At 50.1% G+C, this 24,821-nt stretch carries 18 protein-coding genes, 1 tRNA gene and 4 pseudogenes; 13 read left to right on the forward strand and 10 right to left on the reverse strand.

Going from position 1 to position 24,821, the window contains the following annotated elements:
- Window positions 1-669: 669 nt before the first annotated feature.
- The 4 genes from A9B99_RS13815 to pepA all read right to left on the reverse strand — a co-directional run bounded on the left by A9B99_RS13815 (window position 670) and on the right by pepA (window position 5,755).
- Window positions 670-3,525 (reverse strand): valine--tRNA ligase, encoded by a 2,856-nt coding sequence (locus tag A9B99_RS13815; protein WP_064598396.1) that lies wholly within the window; start codon window positions 3,523-3,525, stop codon window positions 670-672.
- Between the two features lie 5 nt (window positions 3,526-3,530).
- Window positions 3,531-3,989 (reverse strand): DNA polymerase III subunit chi, encoded by a 459-nt coding sequence (locus A9B99_RS13820; RefSeq protein WP_064598398.1) that lies wholly within the window; start codon window positions 3,987-3,989, stop codon window positions 3,531-3,533.
- A gap of 30 nt (window positions 3,990-4,019) precedes the next feature.
- Window positions 4,020-4,148: a hypothetical protein gene (locus A9B99_RS24385; RefSeq protein ID WP_269448071.1), complete on the reverse strand. Its 129-nt coding sequence runs from the start codon at window positions 4,146-4,148 to the stop codon at window positions 4,020-4,022.
- A 95-nt stretch (window positions 4,149-4,243) separates the two neighbouring features.
- Window positions 4,244-5,755: a leucyl aminopeptidase gene (pepA, locus tag A9B99_RS13825; RefSeq protein ID WP_064598400.1), complete on the reverse strand. Its 1,512-nt coding sequence runs from the start codon at window positions 5,753-5,755 to the stop codon at window positions 4,244-4,246.
- A 274-nt stretch (window positions 5,756-6,029) separates the two neighbouring features.
- On the opposite strand from pepA, the gene lptF reads away from it, so the two are divergent.
- From lptF to A9B99_RS13840, 3 genes are all read left to right on the forward strand, one after another.
- Window positions 6,030-7,130 carry an LPS export ABC transporter permease LptF gene (lptF, locus tag A9B99_RS13830; protein WP_064598401.1) on the forward strand — a complete coding sequence of 367 codons (1,101 nt, stop codon included), beginning with the start codon at window positions 6,030-6,032 and terminating at the stop codon, window positions 7,128-7,130.
- On the forward strand, window positions 7,130-8,212 hold the full coding sequence (gene lptG / locus A9B99_RS13835) for an LPS export ABC transporter permease LptG (RefSeq protein WP_064598403.1): 1,083 nt from the start codon (window positions 7,130-7,132) through the stop codon (window positions 8,210-8,212). The genes lptF and lptG overlap by 1 nt, the downstream gene beginning before the upstream one ends.
- Window positions 8,213-8,604: 392 nt before the next feature.
- Complete coding sequence (locus tag A9B99_RS13840) at window positions 8,605-8,865, forward strand: hypothetical protein (protein ID WP_064598405.1); 261 nt, start codon at window positions 8,605-8,607, stop codon at window positions 8,863-8,865.
- A gap of 84 nt (window positions 8,866-8,949) precedes the next feature.
- Here the strand turns inward: A9B99_RS13840 and ahr are convergent, their stop codons facing one another.
- Window positions 8,950-9,969 carry an NADPH-dependent aldehyde reductase Ahr gene (ahr, locus tag A9B99_RS13845; RefSeq protein ID WP_064598407.1) on the reverse strand — a complete coding sequence of 340 codons (1,020 nt, stop codon included), beginning with the start codon at window positions 9,967-9,969 and terminating at the stop codon, window positions 8,950-8,952.
- 294 nt (window positions 9,970-10,263) lie between these two features.
- On the opposite strand from ahr, the gene A9B99_RS13850 reads away from it, so the two are divergent.
- Window positions 10,264-10,348, forward strand: a tRNA-Leu gene (locus A9B99_RS13850).
- 164 nt (window positions 10,349-10,512) lie between these two features.
- Complete coding sequence (locus A9B99_RS13855) at window positions 10,513-11,775, forward strand: tyrosine-type recombinase/integrase (protein ID WP_064598408.1); 1,263 nt, start codon at window positions 10,513-10,515, stop codon at window positions 11,773-11,775.
- Between the two features lie 48 nt (window positions 11,776-11,823).
- Here A9B99_RS13855 and A9B99_RS13860 read toward each other — a convergent pair whose 3' ends face one another.
- Both A9B99_RS13860 and A9B99_RS13865 read right to left on the reverse strand, forming a co-directional pair.
- Window positions 11,824-14,577 (reverse strand): TrlF family AAA-like ATPase, encoded by a 2,754-nt coding sequence (locus tag A9B99_RS13860; RefSeq protein ID WP_064598410.1) that lies wholly within the window; start codon window positions 14,575-14,577, stop codon window positions 11,824-11,826.
- 323 nt (window positions 14,578-14,900) lie between these two features.
- Window positions 14,901-15,128: pseudogene (locus A9B99_RS13865) on the reverse strand (phage polarity suppression protein); the annotation flags it as partial.
- Window positions 15,129-15,170: 42 nt separating this feature from the next.
- Between A9B99_RS13865 and A9B99_RS13870 the strand changes: the two are divergent.
- Window positions 15,171-15,740, forward strand: a complete 570-nt coding sequence (locus A9B99_RS13870; protein WP_064598412.1) for an IS110 family transposase — start codon at window positions 15,171-15,173, stop codon at window positions 15,738-15,740.
- A 5-nt stretch (window positions 15,741-15,745) separates the two neighbouring features.
- Window positions 15,746-16,597 (forward strand): annotated as a pseudogene (locus A9B99_RS13875) (IS3 family transposase); the annotation flags it as partial.
- Window positions 16,598-16,697: 100 nt separating this feature from the next.
- Here A9B99_RS13875 and A9B99_RS13880 read toward each other — a convergent pair.
- Window positions 16,698-17,291: a TetR/AcrR family transcriptional regulator gene (locus A9B99_RS13880; protein ID WP_197499278.1), complete on the reverse strand. Its 594-nt coding sequence runs from the start codon at window positions 17,289-17,291 to the stop codon at window positions 16,698-16,700.
- A gap of 171 nt (window positions 17,292-17,462) precedes the next feature.
- Here A9B99_RS13880 and A9B99_RS13885 point away from each other — a divergent pair, with 171 nt between their 5' ends.
- The 4 genes and pseudogenes from A9B99_RS13885 to A9B99_RS13900 form a co-directional block, all read left to right on the forward strand.
- Window positions 17,463-18,239, forward strand: coding sequence for a cyclase family protein (locus A9B99_RS13885; protein ID WP_064598417.1), 777 nt, complete (start codon window positions 17,463-17,465; stop codon window positions 18,237-18,239).
- Between the two features lie 72 nt (window positions 18,240-18,311).
- A complete protein-coding gene (locus A9B99_RS13890) occupies window positions 18,312-19,982 on the forward strand; it encodes a carboxylesterase/lipase family protein (protein ID WP_064598419.1) in 1,671 nt (556 codons plus the stop codon).
- A 51-nt stretch (window positions 19,983-20,033) separates the two neighbouring features.
- Window positions 20,034-20,561, forward strand: coding sequence for a carboxymuconolactone decarboxylase family protein (locus A9B99_RS13895; RefSeq protein WP_064598421.1), 528 nt, complete (start codon window positions 20,034-20,036; stop codon window positions 20,559-20,561).
- Between the two features lie 137 nt (window positions 20,562-20,698).
- A pseudogene (locus tag A9B99_RS13900) lies at window positions 20,699-20,893 on the forward strand (transposase); the annotation flags it as partial.
- Between the two features lie 273 nt (window positions 20,894-21,166).
- Here A9B99_RS13900 and hemB read toward each other — a convergent pair.
- Window positions 21,167-22,189 carry a porphobilinogen synthase gene (gene hemB, locus A9B99_RS13905; protein WP_064598425.1) on the reverse strand — a complete coding sequence of 341 codons (1,023 nt, stop codon included), beginning with the start codon at window positions 22,187-22,189 and terminating at the stop codon, window positions 21,167-21,169.
- Window positions 22,190-23,034: 845 nt separating this feature from the next.
- On the opposite strand from hemB, the pseudogene A9B99_RS23345 reads away from it, so the two are divergent.
- Together A9B99_RS23345 and A9B99_RS13915 are read left to right on the forward strand one after the other, a co-directional pair.
- A pseudogene (locus A9B99_RS23345) lies at window positions 23,035-23,142 on the forward strand (type IV toxin-antitoxin system YeeU family antitoxin); the annotation flags it as partial.
- 36 nt (window positions 23,143-23,178) lie between these two features.
- Entirely contained in the window at window positions 23,179-23,499 is a 321-nt protein-coding gene (locus A9B99_RS13915; RefSeq protein WP_064598428.1) for a TA system toxin CbtA family protein, read from the forward strand.
- Window positions 23,500-23,851: 352 nt separating this feature from the next.
- Here A9B99_RS13915 and A9B99_RS13920 read toward each other — a convergent pair whose 3' ends face one another.
- Entirely contained in the window at window positions 23,852-24,544 is a 693-nt protein-coding gene (locus tag A9B99_RS13920) for an ABC-2 transporter permease (protein WP_032715518.1), read from the reverse strand.
- Between the last annotated feature and the right edge of the window lie 277 nt (window positions 24,545-24,821).

A 24,821-nucleotide genomic window follows, 5' to 3' on the forward strand; every position in this document is an offset into this window, starting at 1 on the left:
GCCTGGCGGGGCGGGGCTGCCTGCAGGACGCAGGCAGAGCGACGGGAGGCAGGAAGCCGACCCGGAGCGGTACCCGAACAGGCCGCCGGGGTAAGCCGAATGTCCGCGAAGCGGCGATTTTGCCGGCCACGAAAAGGGGTGCAGGGGGCCAGTGCCCCCTGCGGGCGCCGGGCGCGGCGGGTGAGAGGAAGCAGTATGGCTGACACGGCGCGCAACTGGCTCTGTGCTGGCAGATTATTGTTACAGCGGTGACTGTTCCGTTCACTTGCAGTGTGGCTGTTTCCGTTCACCTGAAGTGAGGTGACTAATGTGGCTACACAGCCAGTGAACGGGCTAAAGGGGGCTCGCCCCCTTTGCAATCCCCGTTTTCGCGGGCAACCGGTGCTGCGCACTGTGTTCACCTCCGGGCAGTCAGCCTGCGGCCGGCTCGACTCGGCATCCATGCCTCGGTTCGCCTTATTCCGCCATCCGGGCGGAATAACCTTGTCTTCCTTTCTCCGGTTCACCGGTCTTACGCGAACTGTCCCCGCTGCAAGTAATTGTTTTTGTGTTGCCCGGTGCGGCTGTGGGGCCTGCGTTCTACATCTTTTTTCCTCTGGCTTAAAACAAAAACCACAGGCATAAAAAAACCGGGGCAGGGCCCCGGTTGGTGTCTTGCGGCATAGAAACTTACAGCGCGGCGATAACAGCCTGCTGTTCAATTAGTTTCGCTTTAGATTCAGCGTAACCGGTCAGTTTCTCACGCTCTTTAGCAACTACAGCTTCAGGCGCGCGGGCAACAAAGCCTTCGTTAGAGAGCTTGCTCTCAATACGGGCAATTTCGCCGTCGATTTTCGCCACTTCTTTTGCCAGGCGATCCAGCTCAGCGGCTTTATCGATAAGGCCTGCCATTGGGATCAGCAGCTCTGCGCCGTCGATAATTTTGGTTACAGAAACCGGGCCTTTATCATCGGCTGGCAGCACAGTAATGCTTTCCAGGCGCGCCAGCGTTTGCAGGAAGTTACGGTTGGCATTTACACGGGCAACCACCGCTTCGCTGGCGTTACGCAGCAACACTTCCAGTGGTTTACCCGGTGCAATGTTCATTTCTGCACGGATATTACGCACAGCGGTGATTGCCTGTTTCAGCCACTCGGTATCGGCCAGTGCGGCTTCATCTACCAGTGCGCTGTCAAACGCCGGGATCGGTTGCAACATAATGGTATCGGCAGTGATGCCTTTCAGCACTTTCACACGCTGCCAGATAGTTTCCGTAATAAACGGAATTATCGGGTGCGCCAGGCGCAGCAGCGCTTCCAGTACGGTAACCAGAGTATTACGGGTACCGCGCAATTCGGCTTCGCTGCCACCGTTCATTACCGGCTTGGTCAGCTCCAGGTACCAGTCACAGAACTGGTTCCAGGTGAACTCATACAGAATGTTGGCGGCGATATCGAAGCGGTAGTTATCCAACGCTTCACGGTAGGCTTTTACCGTTTGGTTGAATTCCGCGAGGATCCAGCGGTCTGCCAGTGACAGCACTTTCTCGCCACCGTTAAAGCCGCAATCCTGCTCTTCAGTGTTCATCAGCACAAAACGGCTGGCGTTCCACAGCTTGTTACAGAAGTTACGGTAACCTTCCAGGCGCTTCATATCCCAGTTGATATCACGACCGGTAGACGCCAGGGCTGCCAGTGTGAAACGCAGCGCATCGGTGCCGTGCGGTTCAATACCGTTCGGGAATTGTTTCTCGGTGCGCTTGCGGATTTTCTCGGCCAGTTGCGGCTGCATCATGTTGCCGGTACGTTTTTCCAGCAAGGCTTCCAGCGAAATACCGTCCACCATATCCAGCGGGTCAATCACGTTACCTTTAGACTTGGACATCTTCTGCCCTTCGTCATCACGGATAAGCCCGGTCATGTACACCGTGTGGAACGGCACCTGCGGTTTACCGTCTTCATCTTTAATAAAGTGCATGGTCATCATGATCATGCGCGCAATCCAGAAGAAGATGATGTCGAAGCCGCTCACCATCACGGTGGATGGGTGGAATGCTTTCAGTGCTTCGGTATTTTCCGGCCAGCCCAAGGTGGAGAATGTCCACAGCGCAGAGGAGAACCAGGTATCCAGCACGTCTTCGTCCTGGTTCAGGGCGATGTCTGCCGGAATGTTATTTTCCTGGCGCACTTCGTCTTCGGTACGACCAACATACACATTACCCTGTGCGTCGTACCATGCCGGGATACGGTGGCCCCACCACAACTGGCGGGAAATACACCAGTCCTGAATATCGCGCATCCAGGAGAAATACATGTTTTCGTATTGTTTCGGAACGAACTGGATATCGCCGTTTTCTACGGCTTCAATCGCCGGTTTCGCCAGCGGGGCAACACGCACATACCACTGGTCAGTCAGCATTGGTTCAATCACCACGCCGCCACGGTCGCCGTAAGGCACAGTCAGGTCGTGCGGCTTGATTTCAACCAGCAGGCCAGCGGCATCAATCGCGGCCACAATGGCTTTACGCGCAGCGAAACGCTCCAGCTTCTGGAATTCCGCCGGAATATCACTGCTGTAAACGGTGGATTCAACACCATTGGTATCGAACACCTGAGCGCTTTCACGGATATCGCCGTCAAAGGTCAGAATGTTGATCATCGGCAACTGGTGGCGTTTACCGACTTCGTAGTCATTGAAATCGTGCGCCGGGGTGATTTTCACGCAACCGGTGCCTTTTTCCATATCGGCGTGTTCATCGCCCACGACAGGAATACGGCGGTTAACCAGCGGCAGCACAACATATTTGCCGATCAGGTCTTTATAGCGCGGGTCTTCCGGGTTTACCGCAACACCGGTATCACCCAGCAGGGTTTCCGGACGGGTGGTGGCGACAACCAGGTAATCTTTGCCGTCTGCGGTTTTCGCGCCGTCGGCCAGCGGGTAGCGGATGTGCCACATAGAGCCTTTAGATTCGCGGTTTTCCACTTCCAGGTCGGAAATCGCGGTACGCAGTTTTGGGTCCCAGTTGACCAGGCGCTTACCACGATAAATCAAATCTTCTTTATACAGGCGGACAAACACTTCTTTCACCGCGTTGGACAGGCCGTCGTCCATGGTGAAGCGTTCGCGCTCCCAGTCTACAGAGTTGCCCAGGCGGCGCATCTGGCGGGTAATGGTGCCGCCGGATTCTGCTTTCCACTGCCAAATTTTATCGATAAAGGCATCGCGGCCATAATCGTGGCGGGTTTTCCCTTCTTCGGCAGCAATTTTGCGCTCGACCACCATTTGCGTGGCGATACCGGCGTGGTCGGTCCCCACCTGCCACAGCGTATTTTTACCCTGCATGCGCTGGTAGCGGATCATGGTGTCCATGATGGTCTGCTGGAAGGCGTGACCCATATGCAAACTGCCGGTGACATTCGGCGGCGGGATCATGATGCAGAAGCTTTCCTGGCTGTTATCGCCATTGGGTTTAAAGTAGCCCTGCTGTTCCCAGTGCTCGTAAAGCGGCTGTTCGATATCTTGTGGGTTATATGTCTTTTCCATTTCTGCTATATCGTTCCGGGCACCGTGGGGGTGGCCGTGGTCAAGTGGAAACCAGCCGTGCGATACGCTTTATAGCGTTCACGCGCCAGTTGTTTCTGGGATTCTTCGTAAGGGACGAAGTCTATCACTTCATGGAAAGCGGTGGCAAAATCTGCGAACCCGGGCAGCAGGCTGATAAGAATATCGCGGGGCGCGCTGCCACGGCGTTGCGGCCAGGCCAGCTCAACCGGCGCACCAAAACGCGGGCCTTCACCGGCCAGGTTATGGGGCACAAAATGGTGGGGTTCGCGTTGCCATAGCGCTTCATCTAACCGGATAGCCTGTTGTTCGTTTTCACAGGCAACCAGCACACGCTTGCCTTCCCGCCAACGTTCTGCCGCCAGTTCGCACACCAGCGCTTCGACAGCGCTTAGCGGGCCTGCCGGGGTATCGTTATCCAGAAGATAGAACGTTGCGTTTTTCATGATTTCCGAGTGTTGTCGGTGACTGTTCACTCACGCCGGGCTCGTGGTTTGAGCAGCGGTTTCCCAGGTGAGTATGGCGCCTTCAAGGCGGTGCCAGCCTGTTGGCAAGCGAGCCGGGGTGAATGCGGGCGCATACACCGCCAGGCGGTCAGCAAGCATACCACGATGGGGGCCTGTTGTGCACGGGTAAGCCCGCACCTGGCAGGCCTTCCCCGTAAAATACTCGCCCCTGCCGTGAAAGCAGGGGACGGAGGTTACTCTTCGTTGCCCAGCCCCGCGCGGTTAAGCAGGAACTGCGCCAGCATGGCCACCGGGCGGCCAGTGGCACCTTTCGCTTTGCCGGAGCGCCAGGCGGTACCGGCAATATCCAGGTGCGCCCAGTTGTATTTACGGGCAAAGCGTGACAGGAAGCAGGCGGCAGTAATTGCCCCGCCAGGGCGGCCACCAATATTCGCCATATCGGCAAAATTGGAGTCCAGCTGATCCTGGTACTCATCGCCCATTGGCAGGCGCCACGCGCGGTCGCCAGATTGCTCCGACGCCCCAAGCAGCTCGTGAGCCAGCGGGTTATGGTTGGACATCAGCCCGGTGAGATGGTGACCAAGCGCAATCACACATGCCCCGGTGAGTGTGGCGATATCCACCACGACATCCGGCTCGAAGCGTTCAACGTAGGTCAGCACATCGCACAGCACCAGGCGGCCTTCGGCATCGGTATTCAGCACTTCAACTGTCTGCCCGGACATCGTGGTGAGCACATCGCCCGGGCGGTAAGCACGCCCGCCTGGCATGTTTTCACAACCCGCCAGTACGCCAATTACGTTGATGGGCAGTTGCAGCTCCGCCACCATACGCATTACGCCGTAGACCGACGCCGCGCCGCACATGTCGTACTTCATTTCGTCCATGCCTTCAGAAGGCTTAATGGAGATACCACCGGAGTCAAACGTCAGGCCTTTACCTACCAGAACCACCGGGCGGGCATCGGCGGACGGGTCGCCTTTATATTCAATAACCGACATCAGGGATTCGTTCTGGGAACCCTGGCCGACAGCCAGGTAAGAATTCATCCCCAGCTCTTTCATTTGTTGCTCGCCAATCACCCGGGTAACCACATTTTTACTGTAAGCATCAGCCAGCTGGCGCGCCTGAGACGCCAGGTACGCAGCGTTACAGATATTCGGTGGCATATTCCCGAGGTCTTTGGCGGCTTTAATGCCTGCCGCAATTGCCAGACCATGCTGGATTGCGCGCTCGCCACTGGTGAGTTCCCGGCGGGTTGGCACATTAAACACCATTTTACGCAGCGGGCGACGTGGCTCGGTTTTGTTGGTTTTTAACTGGTCGAAACTGTAAAGGGTTTCTTTCGCTGTCTCGACAGCCTGGCGCACTTTCCAGTACGTACTCCGGCTTTTAACGTGTAGCTCGGTCAGAAAACAGACGGCTTCCATAGAACCCGTATCATTCAGGGTGTTAATGGTTTTCTGAATTACCTGTTTGTACTGGCGCTCATCCAGTTCACGCTCTTTACCACAGCCAATCAGCAGGATGCGCTCAGAGAGCACATTCGGGACGTGATGCAGTAATAAGGTTTGCCCAGGCTTCCCTTCCAGTTCACCGCGCCGTAATAAAGCGCTGATATAACCGTCGCTGATTTTGTCGAGTTGTTCTGCGATTGGGGACAGGCGGCGCGGTTCGAATACACCCACGACGATACAGGCGCTCCGCTGTTTCTCCGGACTGCCGCTTTTTACACTGAACTCCATGCACTACGCTCCTGAATCTTAAAGACAACAGCGGCTTGTACGGATAGAATTGAAAACTTTCGTAACTCGCACTCCGCTGTTGCGGTGACTTCGTGTTAATCTTAACGGACGTTTTACTGGTTTCCGCTCGTCACTTATCAGGTCGTGAAACCTGAAGCCGAGAGATTATTTAATCTTAGCGGTGTTTTCGACGACTCAAGAGAATAAATGACGTATAAGCGATGAAACAAGCAATTTTCCTGCAAAAAGACTCGTTTTCACAGGCGTATTTAATGTGATAATCATAAGATATCTTGTACGGGAGACACTCAAAAGCCAGTTGGCGATTCTGTTCATCCTGTTACTTATCTTCTTCTGTCAGAAGCTGGTCAGGGTACTGGGCGCGGCGGTTGACGGTGAAATCCCCACGAATTTAGTGCTCTCTTTATTAGGGCTTGGCGTGCCTGAAATGGCGCAATTAATATTGCCTCTCAGTCTTTTCCTGGGCCTGTTAATGACCTTTGGCAGGTTGTATACCGAGAGTGAAATAACGGTAATGCATGCCTGCGGGCTGAGTAAATCAGTGCTGGTTAAAGCGGCAGGCGTGCTGATGTTACTGACAGGTGCTGTTGCTGCGGTGAATGTGATGTGGGCCGGCCCCTGGTCATCACGCCACCAGGATGAAGTGCTGGCGGAAGCAAAAGCCAACCCCGGCATGGCGGCGCTGGCTGCCGGGCAATTCCAGCAGTCTTCCGATGGTAACTCGGTGTTGTTTATTGAAAGTGTGAACGGCAGTAAATTCCACGATGTGTTCCTTGCGCAGTTGCGCCCGAAAGGCAATGCACGGCCTTCTGTGGTGGTGGCGGATTCCGGCAAAATGTCACTGCGGCCAGATGGCTCCCAGGTGGTAACACTGAACAAAGGCACTCGCTTTGAAGGTACGGCGCTGTTGCGTGATTTCCGGATTACGGATTTCCAGGACTATAAAGCGATTATTGGCCACCAGGCTGTGACGCTGGACCCGAACGATACCGAACAGATGGATATGCGCACTTTGTGGAACACCCATACGCCCTCTGCCCGTGCTGAGCTGAACTGGCGCATTACCCTGGTGCTGGCGGTGGCGATTATGGCGCTGATGGTGGTGCCGCTCAGTGCGGTGAACCCGCGCCAGGGCCGGGTGTTATCCATGCTGCCTGCTATGCTGCTTTACCTGGTGTTTTTCTTGCTGCAAACCTCTATTCGCTCTAATGGCGCCAAAGGCAAGCTGGACCCGGCCATGTGGATGTGGGTTGTCAATGCATTGTACCTGGCGCTGGCCGTAGGCCTGAACCTGTGGGATACCGTGCCCATGCGTAAATTGCGTGCGCAGTTTGTTAAGAAAGGAGCGGTCTGATGGCAGGGTTTGGCGTTCTTGACCGCTATATTGGCAAGACCATCTTCAACACCATTATGATGACGCTGTTCATGCTGGTATCGCTTTCCGGCATTATCAAGTTTGTCGATCAGTTGAAAAAGGCCGGCGAGGGCGGCTACACCGCAGCAGGCGCCGGGCTGTATACCCTGCTCAGTGTTCCCAAAGATATTCAGATTTTCTTCCCCATGGCTGCACTGCTTGGCGCGCTGTTGGGGCTGGGCATGCTGGCACAACGCAGCGAACTGGTGGTGATGCAGGCTTCCGGCTTTACCCGTATGCAGGTGGCGGCATCGGTAATGAAAACGGCCATCCCTCTGGTATTGCTGACCATGGCGATTGGCGAATGGGTTGCTCCGCAGGGCGAGCAAATGGCGCGCAACTACCGGGCGCAAATGATGTACGGTGGTTCGCTGCTTTCCACTCAGCAAGGCTTATGGGCGAAAGACGGTAACAGTTTTGTGTTTATCCAGCGGGTAAAAGGCAACAACGAACTGGAAAACATCAGCATTTATCGCTTCAACAAAGAACGCCGCCTGCTTTCGGTAGAGAACGCGGCTTCGGCGAAGTTTGATAAAGACGCGAAAGAGTGGAAGCTTTCGCAGATTGATGAATCTGATTTATCCAGCCCCACGCAGATTACCGGCTCGCAAAAACTGAACGGCACCTGGAAAACCACACTCACCCCGGACAAACTGGGCGTGGTGGCGATGGACCCGGACGCCCTGTCAATTAGTGGCCTGTATAACTATGTGAAGTACCTGAAATCCAGCGGGCAGGATCCAGGCAAATACCAGCTCAATATGTGGAGCAAGGTATTCCAGCCTGTTTCTGTGGCGGTAATGATGCTGATGGCGTTGTCGTTTATTTTCGGCCCGCTGCGTAGTGTGCCAATGGGCGTGCGCGTGGTAACCGGCATCAGTTGCGGCTTTGTGTTCTATGTGCTGGACCAGATTTTTGGCCCGCTTAGCCTGGTGTACCATATTCCGCCAATTATGGGCGCGATCCTGCCCAGTGCGTCTTTCCTGCTAATCAGCCTGTGGTTGCTGGTGAAACGCAGTTAGCTGTGGTAACGGCAGTTGTGATGTCTGGCAAAACCCGCTCTGTGTAGCGGGTTTCAGATTGATGAAAAAGAAGGAAAAAACGTGGTTTTTCCTTCTTTTTAGTTAGCAGCCGAAAATCAATGACTTGATTTTCCAGGTTTTTTATAGGGTGACATCCTCTCGTTCTGTGCGTACATGAGGTTTGTCATCAGGCTCAAACCCGCTCTGTGTAGCGGGTTTTTTGTTGGGTTTTTTGCCCCACAAAGATTCCCCCGTATTTTCCCCCGAAATGTGACCTCAGGCCGGTTTAGTTGCTGCTGTGCGCACCTTTTGACCATTCGAAAAATCCGATGAGGACAATACTTAAAACAGGAAAGCTTACAGGCAACATTTACGGAAGATGGAGGGGCAGCATGGGTGAAGCAGAACTGATGGCGTTAAAGAATTTTGATTTTCTGGCACGCAGTTTTGCCCGCATGCGGGCGCAAGGGCATAAAGTAGATGTGGCAGCGATTACCGGCAATATGACGGATGCCCAGCGAGCGTGGTTTTGTGAACGTTTCCAGCGTTATTGCGAGCAGGCGCAGTGCGCACGGGAACAGGAGAAAAAACTGGCGGCACAACAGAACAGTAAGGTTCAGGGAAGCAGTGAACTGGAAGAAGAAAGTGCCTGAAAATGGCAAGTGAGCCAGCAGCAACTGAAAGACGGCCAGTGCACAGTGCGTGCCTGGCCGTTATTTATTCCCATTAAGCTGTTATCAGAAATCTGCCTGTAGCACCACGCGGTAACGGGCCTTGCCATCCCGCACATGCTGCAGTGCATCGTTAATTTTTGACATCGGGAACAGCTCGGTTTGCGGGGAAACATGCGCCCGGGCCGCCAGCTTCATTAACTGGCGCAGCTCAAACGGTGAACCGGTGGCAGAACCTGAAACACTGCGGTCACCGGCTATCAGGGTGAATGCCTGCACCGGGAACGGCTTCATTACCGCGCCAACAGTATGGAAGTTCCCGCCCCAGGCCAGCGCCTGGAAGTAGGGCTGCCAGTCCAGATCCACATTCACGGTGTTGATGATTAAATCAAACTGGCCGGCCAGTGCGGTAAGTGCCTGCGGATCGCGGCTGTTCACCACTTTATCTGCACCCATTTTCAGCACTTCCTGCTCTTTAGACGGGTTCGAACTGAATGCGGTCACTTCACAACCCATGGCGCGCAGCAGTTTAATGGCAATGTGCCCCAGGCCACCAATCCCAATCACGCCCACGCGGCTGTTGGCGGTGATATGGTGCATCAGCAGTGGTTTAAACACAGTAATACCACCGCACAACAACGGGCCAGCCGCCGCGAAATCTATGGATTCCGGCAACGGAATGGTCCACTGCCAGTCTGCGCGGATTTTGTTGGCGAACCCGCCTTTGTTCAAAATGGTGGGCACGCTGCCTTGCTGGCAGTTGATCTGGTTGCCGCTGATGCAGGCATCGCAGTGGCCGCAACTGCGCGCTGTCCAGCCGATACCCACGCGCTGGCCCACTTTCAGGCCTTTATCTTGTGCTGCGCTACCCAGCGCACTGACCCGGCCAATGACTTCGTGCCCGGCAACCAGCGGGTAGCTGGATATGCCCCATTCGTTATCGATCATCGACAAATCAGAGTGGCAAATACCACAATATTCTACGTCTACTTCGACATCTTCCGGAGCAAGCTCCCCGGCATCGAACTCATACAGTTCCAGTTCTGCACCGGCCTGCGGCGCAGCATAGCTTTTAATGATTGTCATGTTGGTTCCCTGGTTTGAGGACTGACCTGAAGTGTAGAACATCTTAGCGAACGCAGCACAGCCCTTAACCAGAACCGCAAGCGTTTGATGTAACAAGGTATGCTGGCGGATGTGCGCGGGAAAAGCCAGCGCCAGGAATCTGATAGTGGTGGGGGCGGCGCTGGGGGTTGTTTACGGTAAGGTAATGATTGGGTTGGCGGTTTTTTCAGCATACGGTAGCGAGACGCAGGGATAAGCCTTGCGCCATGAATGGGAACAGGTATAATCCTTCACGTTTTCCGCATCCCCTTCTGTGCCGAAGTGGCGAAATCGGTAGACGCAGTTGATTCAAAATCAACCGTAGAAATACGTGCCGGTTCGAGTCCGGCCTTCGGCACCACGACTTCTTCCAAGACCATCCGAGAAAGTCCACTAAACCCTTTAAAATCAATGCTTACAGCGATTTTCGCGTCCAGCATCGTCCGGGACAGTCCGTTGAAATCCGGGGGGCACTGGGGGCATAATTGGGGGCATCTTAACTTCGATTAGAAATGTGCCCCCAAAATGAAGCTCAACGCCAGACAGGTAGAGACCGCAAAGCCTAAAGACAAAACCTACAAAATGGCCGATGGCGGCGGTTTGTATCTCGAGGTTTCGGCCAAGGGGTCTAAATACTGGCGCATGAAATACCGACGTCCTTCCGACAAAAAAGAAGATCGCCTGGCATTTGGTGTCTGGCCGACGGTTACGCTTGCTGAGGCAAGGGTAAAACGTGATGAAGCCAAAAAACTGTTAGGGCAGGGGATTGACCCAAAAGCTGAACAGAAAGAAGCTCAGGCCGAAAATTCGGGGGCATATGCTTTCGAAACCATTGCTCGTGAATGGCATGCCAGTAACAAACGGTGGAGTGAAGACCATCGTTCGCGCGTTCTGCGCTATCTTGAGCTTTATATTTTCCCTCATATCGGTTCGTCCGACATTCGCCAGCTCAAAACCAGCCACCTGTTAGCCCCGATTAAAAAAGTTGATGCCAGCGGTAAACATGACGTTGCCCAGCGTCTGCAACAGCGCGTCACGGCCATAATGCGTTATGCCGTACAGAACGATTACATCGACTCAAACCCGGCCAGTGACATGGCCGGTGCGTTGTCGACAACCAAAGCGCGACACTATCCGGCTTTACCTTCCAGCCGCTTCCCTGAATTTCTTGCTCGTCTTGCTGCATACCGCGGCCGGATGATGACCCGGATTGCTGTAGAACTGTCTTTACTCACTTTTGTTCGCTCCAGCGAGTTACGTTTTGCAAGGTGGGATGAGTTCGACTTTGATAAAGCAATCTGGCGCATACCGGCAAAGCGGGAAGAAATTAAAGGCGTGCGTTACTCTCATCGCGGCATGAAAATGAAAGAGGAACACATCGTTCCACTTAGCCGACAAGCTCTGGTGTTATTGGAACAGCTTAAGCAAATCAGTGGTGATAAAGCGCTGCTTTTCCCCGGTGATCATGACGCTGCGAAAGTCATGAGTGAGAACACGGTTAACAGTGCCCTGCGAGCAATGGGCTATGACACGAAAACCGAAGTTTGCGGGCATGGCTTTAGGACGATGGCGCGTGGTGCTCTAGGTGAGTCAGGATTGTGGAGTGATGATGCGATAGAACGGCAGTTGAGCCATTCAGAGCGTAATAATGTGCGTGCGGCTTATATCCATACGTCTGAGCATTTGGATGAGCGTCGGTTAATGGTGCAATGGTGGGATGATTATCTTGATGCCAACAAAAATGAATTTGTAACTCCATTCGATTATGCGAAGCTTAAAGCATATTGATGTTGAGGTGTATTTTCCTCTCTCTTTTTTAGAGAGAGGAAAATGCTTTTAAGCAGAAACAATCCTTCTATAGCGTTGACTAAATGCGTCTTTGCCCCCTTCCATTATGTCACAGATGTTTCTCCTTACTTCACGCTCTTGTAATCCCCCGAAGGAGAGGAAATCAGTAATACCTGACTGCTGGCTTAATGAAACAACTAGTTCAGAATCTCCGTTCACAACAATGTTAGGGTTATGAGTTATTATAATTATTTGCCTTTTGCATTTGCTTTCTTTTATTTTTTTTACAATGAGTTCATAAACTAGCTGGTTATCTAAATCATCTTCAGGTTGATCTAAAATTATAGGGTCATCTCCATAGGAAAGTAAAAATGCGAGAACTGTTGCTGCCTTCTGGCCTGCTGAGCCCTGAGATAGATCTTTAAATCTTCGACCATCATTATATTTCACAGTGATTGAATCACTAGGGAACCAGCATATTAAAGCGGTAATCTCCTCCTCAGACAATGAGTTTTTAAAATCGAAGAAACGCTTGCTTAGCTTCACGTCCAATATTGTGTTAGCGGTTTTATCAAAAAATCCATTTTTTAGGTCTTGGATTTTATTTATAATTCCATCATTGTCCTCTGATATTTCTTTAATCTTAGTGTTTAATATATTCAAAAAACCATTGCCATCTTCATTGTATATTTCATTGATGAATGTAGTATCATTTTTATCGATGGCATTTCTAAAACTACTTTCAAGGAATTGTTTATCTCCACAAAAATCAACATTAACTTTAAAGTTAGTATTATTATCATTTATGTCGACAAGAAATTGTCTTCTCCGGGCAGTGAGTTCTTTACGAAGTTCAACTAATTTTTTATAGCTTTGAACGATTTCTGATCTTTTTTGTTCAATGGTTTTTTCATCGGTAGAGATTTTACTTAATCGTTCTGACAGTGCTTTCCTTGTGCCGATGAGGCTTTCATATTCGCTTGGGTTATTAACTCCACTAGCTTGTAGATTAGTAACTAATGTGGTGTATTGATTTTTATTGGTAATCATTTCTTGCTTCAATGCAGATGAGTCAAACCAATTGCTTAAGCCTTTAATTTCGTTAGTGACGTCATTGATGGTCTTATTGAATGTGATAATACTATCTTCAACTTTTTGTTGAATATCTAGGATTTTGTTTTGGGTAGTAGTTTCATTTTGATTGATAAAAAGCTCAGGATTAATTTCAATTTTAATTGGTCTGGTTTGAGTAATGTAATTGGTTATATTTTCCAAGAAATCAACATTTTCTGTAATGAAATTACGTATCAAATTATCTTGGTTTAAAGATTTCTGATAATTTGATAATATGCTAGCATGGCTGGATCTTTCAATCGATGCTATTTTTTGATTAATGTCATTTAACTGACCAGTTAAGGTACTTTTAGTGGATATATTTGTCCTTAAATCTTTAACATCTCTTCTTAACTGAAAAATTGTACTAACTTCATTTTCCCATTTATAGTTCCATTCGGTTAAGCTAACAATACTTGACTCATCAATCAGGTTTAAAAGATAATTTGGTGAGCGAGATATTTCATATATTTGCTTTTGACTGAATATTTTTACGGGAAATCTACTTATTACATCCCCTTCTTCTGGGATAATATTTTGTCCGTCAATTCGGTTTATGGATATTTGCTGGTCTCCATACCCCCATTCTAACCTATAATGATTTTCTCCTTTTAAGTACTCTATGTGAATGCTACTATTTTCTAAAAAGACACCATCATCATCTCTGCTCTGAGCTTTTCTGGCTAGTTTAGAATAAGAATTAAACATTTCTTTGTTAGATGATAACTGTTCCAGTTCTTTCTCTCTTCCCAAAGCAGTTCTCATAAACTCTAAAATGGTTGATTTACCGCTTCCTCTTCCACCTATAATGCAATTTAACCATGGATGAAATTGTATTGAAAATTCATTTATTCTCCCACAGTATTTAGTTTTGTTTATCTTTATGGATGTAATTCTGTTTTCCGCGTAAATATTTGGAGAGTCTGGGTGTTGATCTGATCTTTTCAATGAGTCATCACCGTCAAACAAAGCAAGTTTTAATCCATCAATTGATGGTGTACCCATTTTTATCCACGTAAAAGCTCTACCAACTGTGCTTGGGTGGTGAGAATCTGAACCAATTATCTCAGGAAGACCTGTTTGTAACGAAATATACCCGCGCAGTGGGCTTGAACCGGGCTGGTTGGTTTCATATTCATCGTGCGTTTTTATTATTTCAACTGCAGAAGCATTAGTAAGTATTTGCTTTAGAGTCGGACCTGAAGGATGAACGGTGCAAAGCCCACTCGCTTTGTCAATATGTGCTGGAATCGCAACTCCCCCACGACTAATGATTAAATCAATAACCTCTTGTGGGCTGATTTGAGTTACTGCATCACTATCCCCTTCTGTACCAGAATAGTTAGTTGCCCCAATTATCTGAGATATAAAACTAGATGTTTTATCAATGTCGAATATGCCTAAGATGTGAATGTTACCATGTGCTGTAATCTCTATACTTGGAAATATGTATATTGAATGCCCTTCTGATCTTAAATTTTCTGCTTCTGGTTTTAATTTGTCGATCCATGCCCCAGTATTATGATCGGTCACTGCTATGCATTCAATTCCGTGTTGAATATAGTCTAATAACCATTGCCTTGGGGTCATTGTTTGTTTTATTTGATGGTCAGCTTTACCGTAATCCATTGATGCGGGTGTATGTGTGTGGAAATCAAACTTCCACCATTTTGAACCTATTTGCTGCATGACATCCTCCTGTCGGATTAATGGTTCATCATGATTTTTTGGCTTTTTTCAGTGTTACCAGACCTACTTTAACCCTTTTTTTATCTCAAACATCCTACTTAAATATAATTAATCAATACTTATCGCGCGCAATGCTTTCCCCGCCTCGCCTGCCCGCTTTCCGGGGCTGTTTTAATGCACCTGCATTAACGGCCTCAGCCCCTGCCAGCACTGGCGGGAACAGCTTTAAAGGTAGTCATAAAACGCATGCAAAGCCATGCACCTTATGCATGCATGGCTTTTTTTGGGGAAAAAGGCGGGATTTTCGCGGTTTTTTACGCAGGTTACTGCGCTGCCATGTCGGCACGTCGGCGGGTGTAAATCATGTTTTGTGCGGGGGTAAATTGCTCGCGGCTGTCATCGCGGGAAGGTGCTTCCGGCCGGTATCCGGCGGCGGTTAAAATCTCGCTGTCCCGTTCTGAATAAGTAATGTCATGCCCTCCGGCCAGCCATACTGACAGGGCTTCACGCAGGTATTCTGATGAACGGTCGAGGGCGCGTTTGCGTACCATGTCAGCAACACTGATATAAGACCAGAAAGGGGTCATTAGACAGTGTTGTTGACAGATGTGGGACGCGAGCAGAACCGGCTTGAGAAACTGGCGTCGGGACGGTGCTCACCGCTTGTTTATGCGTCGATCAGAAAGATTCTGGGCACACTTAACTACGAGCTGGAGGCCGTCGGGAAACTGATTGATGATCACATCAACAATTATCCTGATCTGAAACGGGATATAGCGTATCTGACCTCGATAACAGGGATAGGTCCGTCCACAGGTAGTACGATGTTGGCCGTGTTGCGGGGCAATCACTTCAGTAGTGCGAAGCAGGCAGCATCATGGCTGGGTGTCGTCCCCAGAGAGAAACGTTCCGGCAGCTCGGTGAATGGCAGAACGCGAATGTCAAAAAGCGGGCCCCCAGAAGTAAGGGCTAAACTCTTTATGTCAGCAATGGTTGCGATCAGACACAGCGTATATTTCAAGACATTTTATGATCGCCTGATATCGGGAGGGAAAGCAAAGATGTCAGCCCTTGGTGGAGTAATGAGAAAGCTGGTACATGTCTGCTACGGTGTCCTGATGAAACAACAGAATTATGACGAAAATTACCTCGCGGCAGTTTGACGTTTAAGACGGTTGCTATTGAAAAGTATCAGGCTGAATTCAGCGTCAAAGCCATGTGCCGTGTTCTTCGGGTTGCCCGAAGTGGCTGGTATGTCTGGCGCAGGCGTCATTGTCAGATAAACCTGCGTCAACAGTTCCGGCTCGTTTGTGATGAGGCTGTCCGCAACGCATTCGATGAAGCAAAACAGCGCTATGGTGCGCCACGCCTTGCTGATGAGTTGCCGGAGTACAATATTAAAACCATCGCTGCCAGCCTGCGTCGTCAGGGATTACGGGCGAAAGCCAGCCGGAAGTTCAGGCCGGTCAGTTACCGTGAACATGGTCTGCCGGTATCGGAAAACCTGCTGAAGCAGGACTTCAGCGCCAGCGGTCCGAACCAGAAGTGGGCCGGTGACATCACTTACTTACGTACAGATGAAGGCTGGCTGTATCTGGCGGTGGTGATTGACCTGTGGTCTCGTGCCGTTATTGGCTGGTCGATGTCCTCACGAATGACGGCAAAACTGGCCTGTGATGCGTTACAGATGGCACTCTGGCGGCGTAAACGCCCGAAAAATGTTATCGTTCACACGGATCGCGGCGGGCAATACTGTTCAGCGGATTATCAGGCACTACTGAAGCGGCATAACTTACGCGGTAGCACGAGTGCAAAGGGCTGCTGTTACGATAACGCTTGTGCGGAAAGCTTCTTCCACTCGCTGAAAATCGAATGCATCCACGGTGAACGCTTTATCAGTCGGGAAATAATGCGGACGACGGTGTTTAATTATATCGAGTGCGATTACAATCGGTGGCGTCGTCACAGTGCCTGTGGCGGTCTCAGCCCGGAACAATTTGAAAACGAAAACCTCGCTTAGGGCCGTGTCCACATTTCATGGGTAGGATCACACTACCTGGAATGGGAGCATAGCTGCGTGTTCGCTCTCCGTGGATAGATAAAGATAAGCGGCGTGTGGCTTAAGCATAGCGGCTTAAAAACGTCCTGACCGCTTCCTGTACCACCCGCTCGCGTTGAGTGATATTCGTTTCATCCTTAAGCCCTAACACACGAAACCACACCAGAGGCTCATTAATCATTCCAACGAACTGACGGGCTGCCAGATCCGTATCTTCCATTTTCAGATGACCGGCAGCGTTCTGCTGGGCAAGGTAACGAATGAGCGAACCCAGGGCGGGCACTTTACCTAACTCCAGATAGTTTTTGGCCAGAGAGGGAAAACGTTCGCTCTCGCGAACAATCATCCGGGCGAGTTTTATGGAGGTATCCGCCGCCCAGAAATCCGCGATGGCCAGGCCAATTTGCATCAATCCCGTTTGCGGATCGGCCATGGCTTCCTGCGTGGTAGAGAGTTGTACAACGGGTAAACGTGACCAGAAATACTCAATAGCCTGTTCGAACAACACTTCCTTCGTTGAAAACTGATTGAACAAGGTGCGGCGGGATACCCCGGCGCCCGCAGCGATGTCATCCATGCTTGCCGCGTCGTAGCCCTGCGTCAGCAGGACGTTCACGGCCGAATCCAGAATTTTTTCAGCAGACGGTGTTGCCATAGTGTTTTTTTTCACCATTGTATTTGACTTTTTACCAATTGCACTGCACAGTGCAGTGCACTGGTGGTTGCACTGAGCAGTGCAACTATAGAACTAAACCAGGGATAATCCAATAGCGTCACCGCATTCAGTCTCCTGTTGGGTTGTTCTGTTGAGAAATGGAGAGCAGTAATGAAACAGCGCATCATCGATCTTTCCGTCACTCTGCAAAACGGCATCCCCTCCGATCCGCCGCCGTTTTTACCTTCCATCAATTACCATAACCATGCGGCAGGTGCGCTCCAGCTTGCCGCGATGTTTCCGGGGCTCAGTCCGGACGACTTGCCGGAAAAAGAGGGCTGGGCGGTGGAGTTCGTCAATATGAGCACCCACGCGGGCACACATATGGATGCGCCATGGCACTACCATTCCCACATGAAGGATGGCGATCGATCTCTGACCATTGATGAAATCCCCCTGAGCTGGTGTATCGGTCCAGGGGTGAAGCTCGATTTTCGCCAGTATCCAGACGGCTATGTCATTGGTCCGGCGGATCTGGATAAAGAATTCGCCCGCATCGGCCATACCCTCTCTGCGGGAGACATCGTCTTGATCAACACGGCGGCCGGCGATCGCTACGGCCGTGAGGATTACCTTGAACGCGGCTGCGGCGTGGGGCGAAGCGGCACGCTTTATCTGACGCAAAAAGGCGTACGTCTGGTTGGCACCGACGCCTGGAGTTGGGATGCGCCGTTCGCTTATACCCGTGCGCGTTATCAGCAAACGGGCGACTCCTCCCTGATCTGGGAAGGGCACTATGCCGGAAACGAAACGCCCTACTGCCAGATTGAAAAACTCTCCGCTCTGAATTCATTACCGGATAACGGATTTACGGTCATCAGCCTGCCGATAAAAGTCCATCGGGCCTCGGCCGGTTGGTGCAGAACCATCGCATTAGTCGATGAATAACCCTTCACTCTCTTCATCACGCTCAAGCCGACACCGGCGAGAGATCGCCATCACTGAAAACAGAGGTGCTCCATGCATACAGAAACTCGTTCCCCCATCGTCACTACCCGGCAGGGCCGGATTCAGGGTCTGCGCGAAAACGCGCTGGATATTTTCCGGGGCATCCCTTATGCCCGGCCCCCGGTCGGTTCGCTACGGTTTCGCAACCCTCAGCCCCTTTCTCCCTGGGAGGGGATCAGAAACGCGGTGGTTTCGGGACCGGCGTCCTTTCAGATGAACCTGAACAACACGCACGCCGTTATGGAGCAGGTTAAGCGCATCGACGCCGGCGTGCCGGGCGTCCCTGCCTGGCCTGCTTACGTGGGGAAAACCTACCATCACGAAAATATCAGCGAGGACTGCCTGTACCTTGATATCTGGGTCCCGGAGAATGCGGGCAGAAAAAAAATGCCGGTCTATGTGTATTATCATGGCGGTGCCAACGCTGTCAGTTCGGGATCGTTTCATCTGGAAGACGGCGCCAATCTTGCCCGGCAGGAAAATATCATTGTCGTCCGGCCCAATTACCGTTTAGGGGCGCTGGGCTGGGTGCATTTTGGTTTAATCAGCGATGCGTTTCCCGAAGCCATCAACCTGGGTTTGAAAGATCAATTCGCCGCCTTGCAATGGGTGCATGAGAATATCGCCGCGTTCGGAGGAGATCCGGATAATGTGACTATCGGCGGCGAATCCTGCGGCGCGACCGCCGTCTCGCATCTGCTGACGTATGCGCCGGCCCGGAAATTTTTCCGGCGGGCCATTATCCAGTCATTATCGCCTTTCAATGTCTGGTGTACCCAAAATCAGGCGCAGGCGGTCCGGGTGGCGGAGAAATATCTCTCCTTACTGGATATCTCGTCCCCTGAAGCGCTCGCCGACATCGATCCCGAACGCTTTCTGGCGGTGCAGAATGTCTTAACGCGCTTTTTCCATCCGGACAAAAATATCGCCTGGCGCCCTCTGGGTGGCGTGGTTGACGGCAAATGGATCCCGGAACGCCCTGCTGAATATCTCTCCAGCCACGCGGCTGCCGATACGGTCAACGAGTTGATGATTGGTTTCGCCAAAGATGAATGGCAGTTTTTCCGCGGTCATACCGAAACCCTACGTCATGGCAGCGTACAGGATGTTCTCGACGTCCTGACGCCGATTTATGGCAGTGACGGCGCTCAGCAACTGTACGAAGGGTATAAAGAACTCTATCCGGAACATCGGGAGCCGGGACATATTCTCTCCGACATTATGTCTTTTGAGTTCTTTAAGTTTTCATCGTTAAAAATAGCCAGACACTTCACCCGGTTAGGTGTACCGACCTGGCTTTTCCAGTTCAGCTACGATCTCCCGGGATGGAATGGGGAGCTACGGGCGGTCCACACCGGCGATATGCCGTTTTTGTGGCGTAATTACGACCCGGAGCGACTGTCGCAATGGCCAGCATTCGATGGGATCGATATCGATGAACTCAAACACAGTGCCGGGGCCATGGGGAACTACTATGCCGCCTTTATTCGGCATGGGGGTGAAGATCTCTGGCCGAAATTCGATGAGGAAAATCAGGTCATCCTTCGTTTCGGCAAAGAGGTGATCCCGCAGAAGCGACTGCTTGAGCAAGAGGAAAATCACTTTTCTGCTTTAGGCATTGATAGCGTACGCCAGCTTGAAGAAAGGCTGAGTCAGCATCTGGAACAAGCGTTCGAAGAATAAAGGCCGAAAAACTGGCCATCGCCAGTCTTTCCCTCCAAAAGGGGCACAATCATGGCACGTATTACCTTACCCGAAGTCGATTCCCTCACACCTGAACAACAGGATCTCTATCAGCGTTTCCCTGCCAACCTCACTCGCGCCTTATTGCGCACCGGCGCGTGTACGGACGGCTATCTGACGCTAGGCGCCTCATTCCGACAGGGGCATCTTTGCGCCAAATACAGAGAGTTGGTGATTTTACGGGTCGCCGCGCTTAGCCACAGCGCGTATGAACGTATGCAGCACGTCGAAATAGCCAGACAGAGCGGCTGGCGTAAAAGTGATATCGACGCCATTGAAGATGGCGACATTCAGAAACTGGACGGTAAAACACAGGCTGTGGTCCGTTTTACCGACGAATGTGTGAATCATGTCAAAGTGACGGGCGTGGTATTTCATGCGCTCAGGTGTTATTGCAGCGAGGAGGAAATAGCCGAAATCACGCTATTGATCGGGCATTACATGATGACGGCACGCTTCCTTGAAACACTGGAAGTTGAACTGGATGAGAGACCGACGTCATGGGAAAAAATGGCCTGAGGCATTGAAAATAAAACCGGTCATAGCGCAGGAGCCCACAGGCTGTAGAGCCTGGCGGGCTTCTGGGCGGCGGATAACATCGTGAAATCTACCCTGGGCTGCTGAGGCCAGCACTATAAATATCCTGAGGAGCGGACATGCGAAAGCAAACGGTAGAACATCCGTTTGGGACAATTAAAATGTGGATGGGTGCAACGCACTTTCTGATGCGGAAATTTAAAAATGTCAGTACGGAAATGAGTTTACATATATTGGCTTATAACCTCAAAAGGATGATATCGATATGGGGTACTACAGGATTGATATTTCAGCTTCAGGAACAATACGGCTAATGGTTCCGGCCGTTTTATCCTCCAGTAACAAATATCAGGCTCTTTCCCGCAATAAAAACTTCTGAGACACCCGGATAAAATCACAGATTACCTTGTCAACTTAAACAGCATTCTCAAAACACAGATGAGAAATATTGTTTGGCTACTTAAGGCTATGAGTTTTCACACAGCCTGCGCTCACAGCAGACATGATGGTCACGCAGCCTGTCCGCTGCGTGCCAGGAGCGGACATTGTCATAATCGTGCTATTTCAGTTTCTCTGAGCACGCAAGATCAGTATTCTCCATGCCCGCTATTAAGCAACGTGGCTACTCGCGCGGCAAAATACGTGAGAATGCCATCTGCCCCGGCGCGTTTGAAACACACCAGAGATTCAATAATCGTTTTTTCTTCTTCCAGCCAGCCGTTCTGAAATGCGGCCATATGCATGGCATACTCGCCAGAAACCTGATAAGCGAAGACAGGCACGGCAAAATTTCGTTTCGCTTCCCTGATGATATCCAGATAAGGTAGTCCGGGCTTCACCATCACCATATCGGCCCCTTCCTGTAAATCCTGCGCAATCTCATGCATTGCTTCCATCGCATTCGCCGGATCCATCTGATAATTTTTCTTGTTCGCTTTACCCAGTGCAGTTGCAGATTTTGTGGCTTCACGGAAAGGACCGTAATAATTTGAAGCGTACTTCGCCGAATAAGCCATTATCTGGACGTTATGTAACGACTGTGATTCAAAAGCACATCTGATTTGACCAATGCGCCCGTCCATCATGTCACTTGGCGCTACAATATCTGCCCCCGCGAAAGCATGAGCCATTGCCTGTTTCACCAGTATTTCATTCGTCTTATCGTTAAGGACATACCCGTTTTCATCAATGATACCGTCCTGCCCATGTGTGGTGTAGGCATCAAGGGCAATATCAGTGATGACACCCAGTTCAGGAAAGGCGCCTTTAAGGGCCAGAACAGCACGGGGCACCAGACCTGCTGGATCCCATGAAGCGTCTGCGTAAAGTGACTTATCGGAAGGTTCAAGGGAAGGGAATAGCGCAATCGCAGGAATGCCTGACTTCACAAGCATCTCAGCTTCAAGAAGCAGGTTATCCAGAGACAATCGGAAGACTCCCGGCATCGAAGCGATTTCCTGACGTTGATTTTTTCCCTCAACAATGAAAACAGGCAGGATCAGGTCATCCACGGTCAGATGGTTTTCCGCAACCAGTCGGCGACTGAAAGCATGGGTACGGGAACGACGTAAACGGCGGGCAGGAAATGAATCCGGGATAATTATAGACACTGAATGTACCTTTCATTGATTGGGTGTCGGAATATAAGGCATTTAAAGAATTTGCTCATAACTTCTTCATTCTACGCCTTAAAATCATTCTACATAAAGGCTCAGGCAGTTATTTCACCTGACATTAAATTTACGGGCTTATCACAACAAACGAGTAGAACCGGAACAAGTGACCGGCTCCCAGTTGATTATCAGATGCCAATGTTAGTCCTCCATCCCAGTTGTTATGACAAACGCGAACTTCCGCTGTTTGCTCAGGCTGTGTGAAAACCTTCTTGATTGCAGAAGTGGATAAAAACAGCGCTGAAAACCGTGTTCCTACGTAAATTTTGGCTGAGTTGACCAACCGTTTGAATCCCAGATTTTGCATAGATTCACGCATTTGAGTTTTTGGTCTGAGTTTTTACACAGCCTGCGCTCATAGCGGACCTTCAGCCTTGGTAGCTTGTTTGCTTCGTGCCAAGGGCGGACGTGACCAACATCAGTGAGCCCCTGTTCGCTAAGCCGGTTCACTCCTTTCAAGCTAAGTTTGTTATGAGCCAACCCATTACTTTAATAGAAGCAGACATGTTCAATGTCTGCTTTGGCACACAACGGACGGTGACTGATCATTTCCTCTTGAAGATGCTTCTCATCGGATTCGCTCTAAAAGTTTCTAACTGAAGTAGCCCTCCGAGTCTTAACACACAGAAAAGTTAGTAATTCAATACTCATAAAAATCATGTTATTACATATTACTAACTGTTAGCGCCATTCAGATATAACGATGGCTGTGTGATTGCCCGCAGCCGGTCCGCCAAAAAATATGTGCGGATGGGCGAACCCTGGTTCCGGGTCCGGGAGCTCCACATCAGCAACGTCAGGTGAACATTCAACTTGCGAGTTTAACCTGTGTAGCTGATACCCGTGGTAGCTGCGGTTATGTTTACATTTCTATTTATCCAACCCCGTAACACCTTCTCTCTTCTTCTTTTCTCAGGATTCTACCCATGCACATTTCAACTGTACCGGCCAAGGTGCCGGTTTTGTCACGTCTGTCGCCAGTGCACGTCTGGCAGCAACTTTTAACGTATTTGCTGGATCACCATTACGGCTTGACGCTTAACGACACACCATTCCATGACGACGCGACCATTGAGGAGCATATCGATGCAGGAATTACGCTTGCCGATGCTGTTAATTTTCTGGTGGAACGTTATGAACTGGTTCGCATCGACCGTAAGGGATTTACATGGCAGGAGCAGACACCATTTCTGACCGCGACTGATATTCTTAGAGCCAGGCGAGCTACCGGATTAATAAATACTTGAATTCTTCGAGCCTCACTCCTGATTTTTACCTCTGAACTTCCCACCTTTTTTATTCATCGCATAATGCGCCTGCCACTCCCGGTAGGCGTGTTTGCTTTTATGGGCGATTAACGATGCAAACAGAACCCGACGTGTTGACGGAACAGAATGAGCTCATTCTTTCGACAAGTATCGAACGGATTGTCACCGGTTGATATTCAAGACAATCACAGACTGAGAAACGTCGCCAGCAGATTAGTGCCGTATTTCAGCCAATCTCAGATATCTGTGGGGAACAAGATTGGGCTATGAAGCTCGGATAGCGTGTTTAATTGGCAATACCAAATCAAGGGGATAAGGAAAAATACAATCTTCAACGACCCTTCCACGTAGTACCTTTCATAATCATATGCCAACCATCCTCTACGCTTATAATCTTTAACATCGGCGTGCCACCCGCAGACAATCCATCAATAAAATGAGACAAGTAAAGATACTGATTTGCAAAGCGAATACTCATTCTCACTCGTGAAGATAGTGAGTCCTGATTGATGTTTGCTCTAATGTATTCTCTGACATATTTATCGCGCCAATTAGACCACTGAGACTTATAGCTCTCGATCTCAAGATCCACAAAATCAAAGACATTTTCCCTGAGTGAAAGTGCGGTTTCCATTACCAGTACTTGGTAATCAGTCTCAAATTCTTTTGTATCCGAGAGTAGTTGATAAATATCCCTAAACTCTAAAAGATTTTGGTAAACGAGGATATTTGCTTTTTGCTGTATCTTCAGCGATTTCAGCGTTGTTTTGACGGCTATCGATTTCAGCTTTTTGAGCTCATCAGTGATCATTTCGGCTTCATGGAGCTTTTCCTGAAATTTAACTGAGTTACCTCCTATAGAAAACTCAGTTATCGATGGTAACAACGCGTAAACAGAAGCGCCCAGACAACCAGAAACGATAAATGCTACAAAAGCAGTTCCATCGAGTAATCCGGAAACCAGCAGAGCGACACCTAGAATCACAACAGCTACAAAAAGAGATACATTCAGCAATTTTTTCATCCGTGAAGACCTTTTGGACTGATTTTATACGAAGTTGAGTGTTATATAACTTCGGCTAGCTTAAGCTACCAACATACGCGAACGCGATTTGTCTAATATTTTCAATTGGTAATGAATTATTTAAATCAATTAGTATCACTAACAGCTTAGTGATACTAATTGTGTTTGGGCTTTAAATGATGATAACTCATTTTCCCTTCCCAGAGGCTAAGGTCGCACTCAAAGGCTGCTTAATGTGAGGGAATGTGGCAAGTCAAGCAATGAATCGAAAACGTTT

Source organism: Mangrovibacter phragmitis (genome assembly GCF_001655675.1).
In the GTDB taxonomy this organism is placed as follows: domain Bacteria; phylum Pseudomonadota; class Gammaproteobacteria; order Enterobacterales; family Enterobacteriaceae; genus Mangrovibacter; species Mangrovibacter phragmitis.

Bases quoted from the DNA above. Each gene is read 5' to 3' on its own strand.
- A9B99_RS13815 (WP_064598396.1), bottom strand. From the start codon at position 3,525: ATGGAAAAGACATATAACCCACAAGATATCGAACAGCCGCTTTACGAG.
- A9B99_RS13820 (WP_064598398.1), bottom strand. From the start codon at position 3,989: ATGAAAAACGCAACGTTCTATCTTCTGGATAACGATACCCCGGCAGGC.
- A9B99_RS24385 (WP_269448071.1), bottom strand. From the start codon at position 4,148: ATGCTTGCTGACCGCCTGGCGGTGTATGCGCCCGCATTCACCCCGGCT.
- pepA (WP_064598400.1), bottom strand. From the start codon at position 5,755: ATGGAGTTCAGTGTAAAAAGCGGCAGTCCGGAGAAACAGCGGAGCGCC.
- lptG (WP_064598403.1), top strand. From the start codon at position 7,130: ATGGCAGGGTTTGGCGTTCTTGACCGCTATATTGGCAAGACCATCTTC.
- A9B99_RS13840 (WP_064598405.1), top strand. From the start codon at position 8,605: ATGGGTGAAGCAGAACTGATGGCGTTAAAGAATTTTGATTTTCTGGCA.
- ahr (WP_064598407.1), bottom strand. From the start codon at position 9,969: ATGACAATCATTAAAAGCTATGCTGCGCCGCAGGCCGGTGCAGAACTG.
- A9B99_RS13855 (WP_064598408.1), top strand. From the start codon at position 10,513: ATGAAGCTCAACGCCAGACAGGTAGAGACCGCAAAGCCTAAAGACAAA.
- A9B99_RS13860 (WP_064598410.1), bottom strand. From the start codon at position 14,577: ATGCAGCAAATAGGTTCAAAATGGTGGAAGTTTGATTTCCACACACAT.
- A9B99_RS13880 (WP_197499278.1), bottom strand. From the start codon at position 17,291: ATGGCAACACCGTCTGCTGAAAAAATTCTGGATTCGGCCGTGAACGTC.
- A9B99_RS13885 (WP_064598417.1), top strand. From the start codon at position 17,463: ATGAAACAGCGCATCATCGATCTTTCCGTCACTCTGCAAAACGGCATC.
- A9B99_RS13890 (WP_064598419.1), top strand. From the start codon at position 18,312: ATGCATACAGAAACTCGTTCCCCCATCGTCACTACCCGGCAGGGCCGG.
- A9B99_RS13895 (WP_064598421.1), top strand. From the start codon at position 20,034: ATGGCACGTATTACCTTACCCGAAGTCGATTCCCTCACACCTGAACAA.
- A9B99_RS13915 (WP_064598428.1), top strand. From the start codon at position 23,179: ATGCACATTTCAACTGTACCGGCCAAGGTGCCGGTTTTGTCACGTCTG.
- A9B99_RS13920 (WP_032715518.1), bottom strand. From the start codon at position 24,544: ATGAAAAAATTGCTGAATGTATCTCTTTTTGTAGCTGTTGTGATTCTA.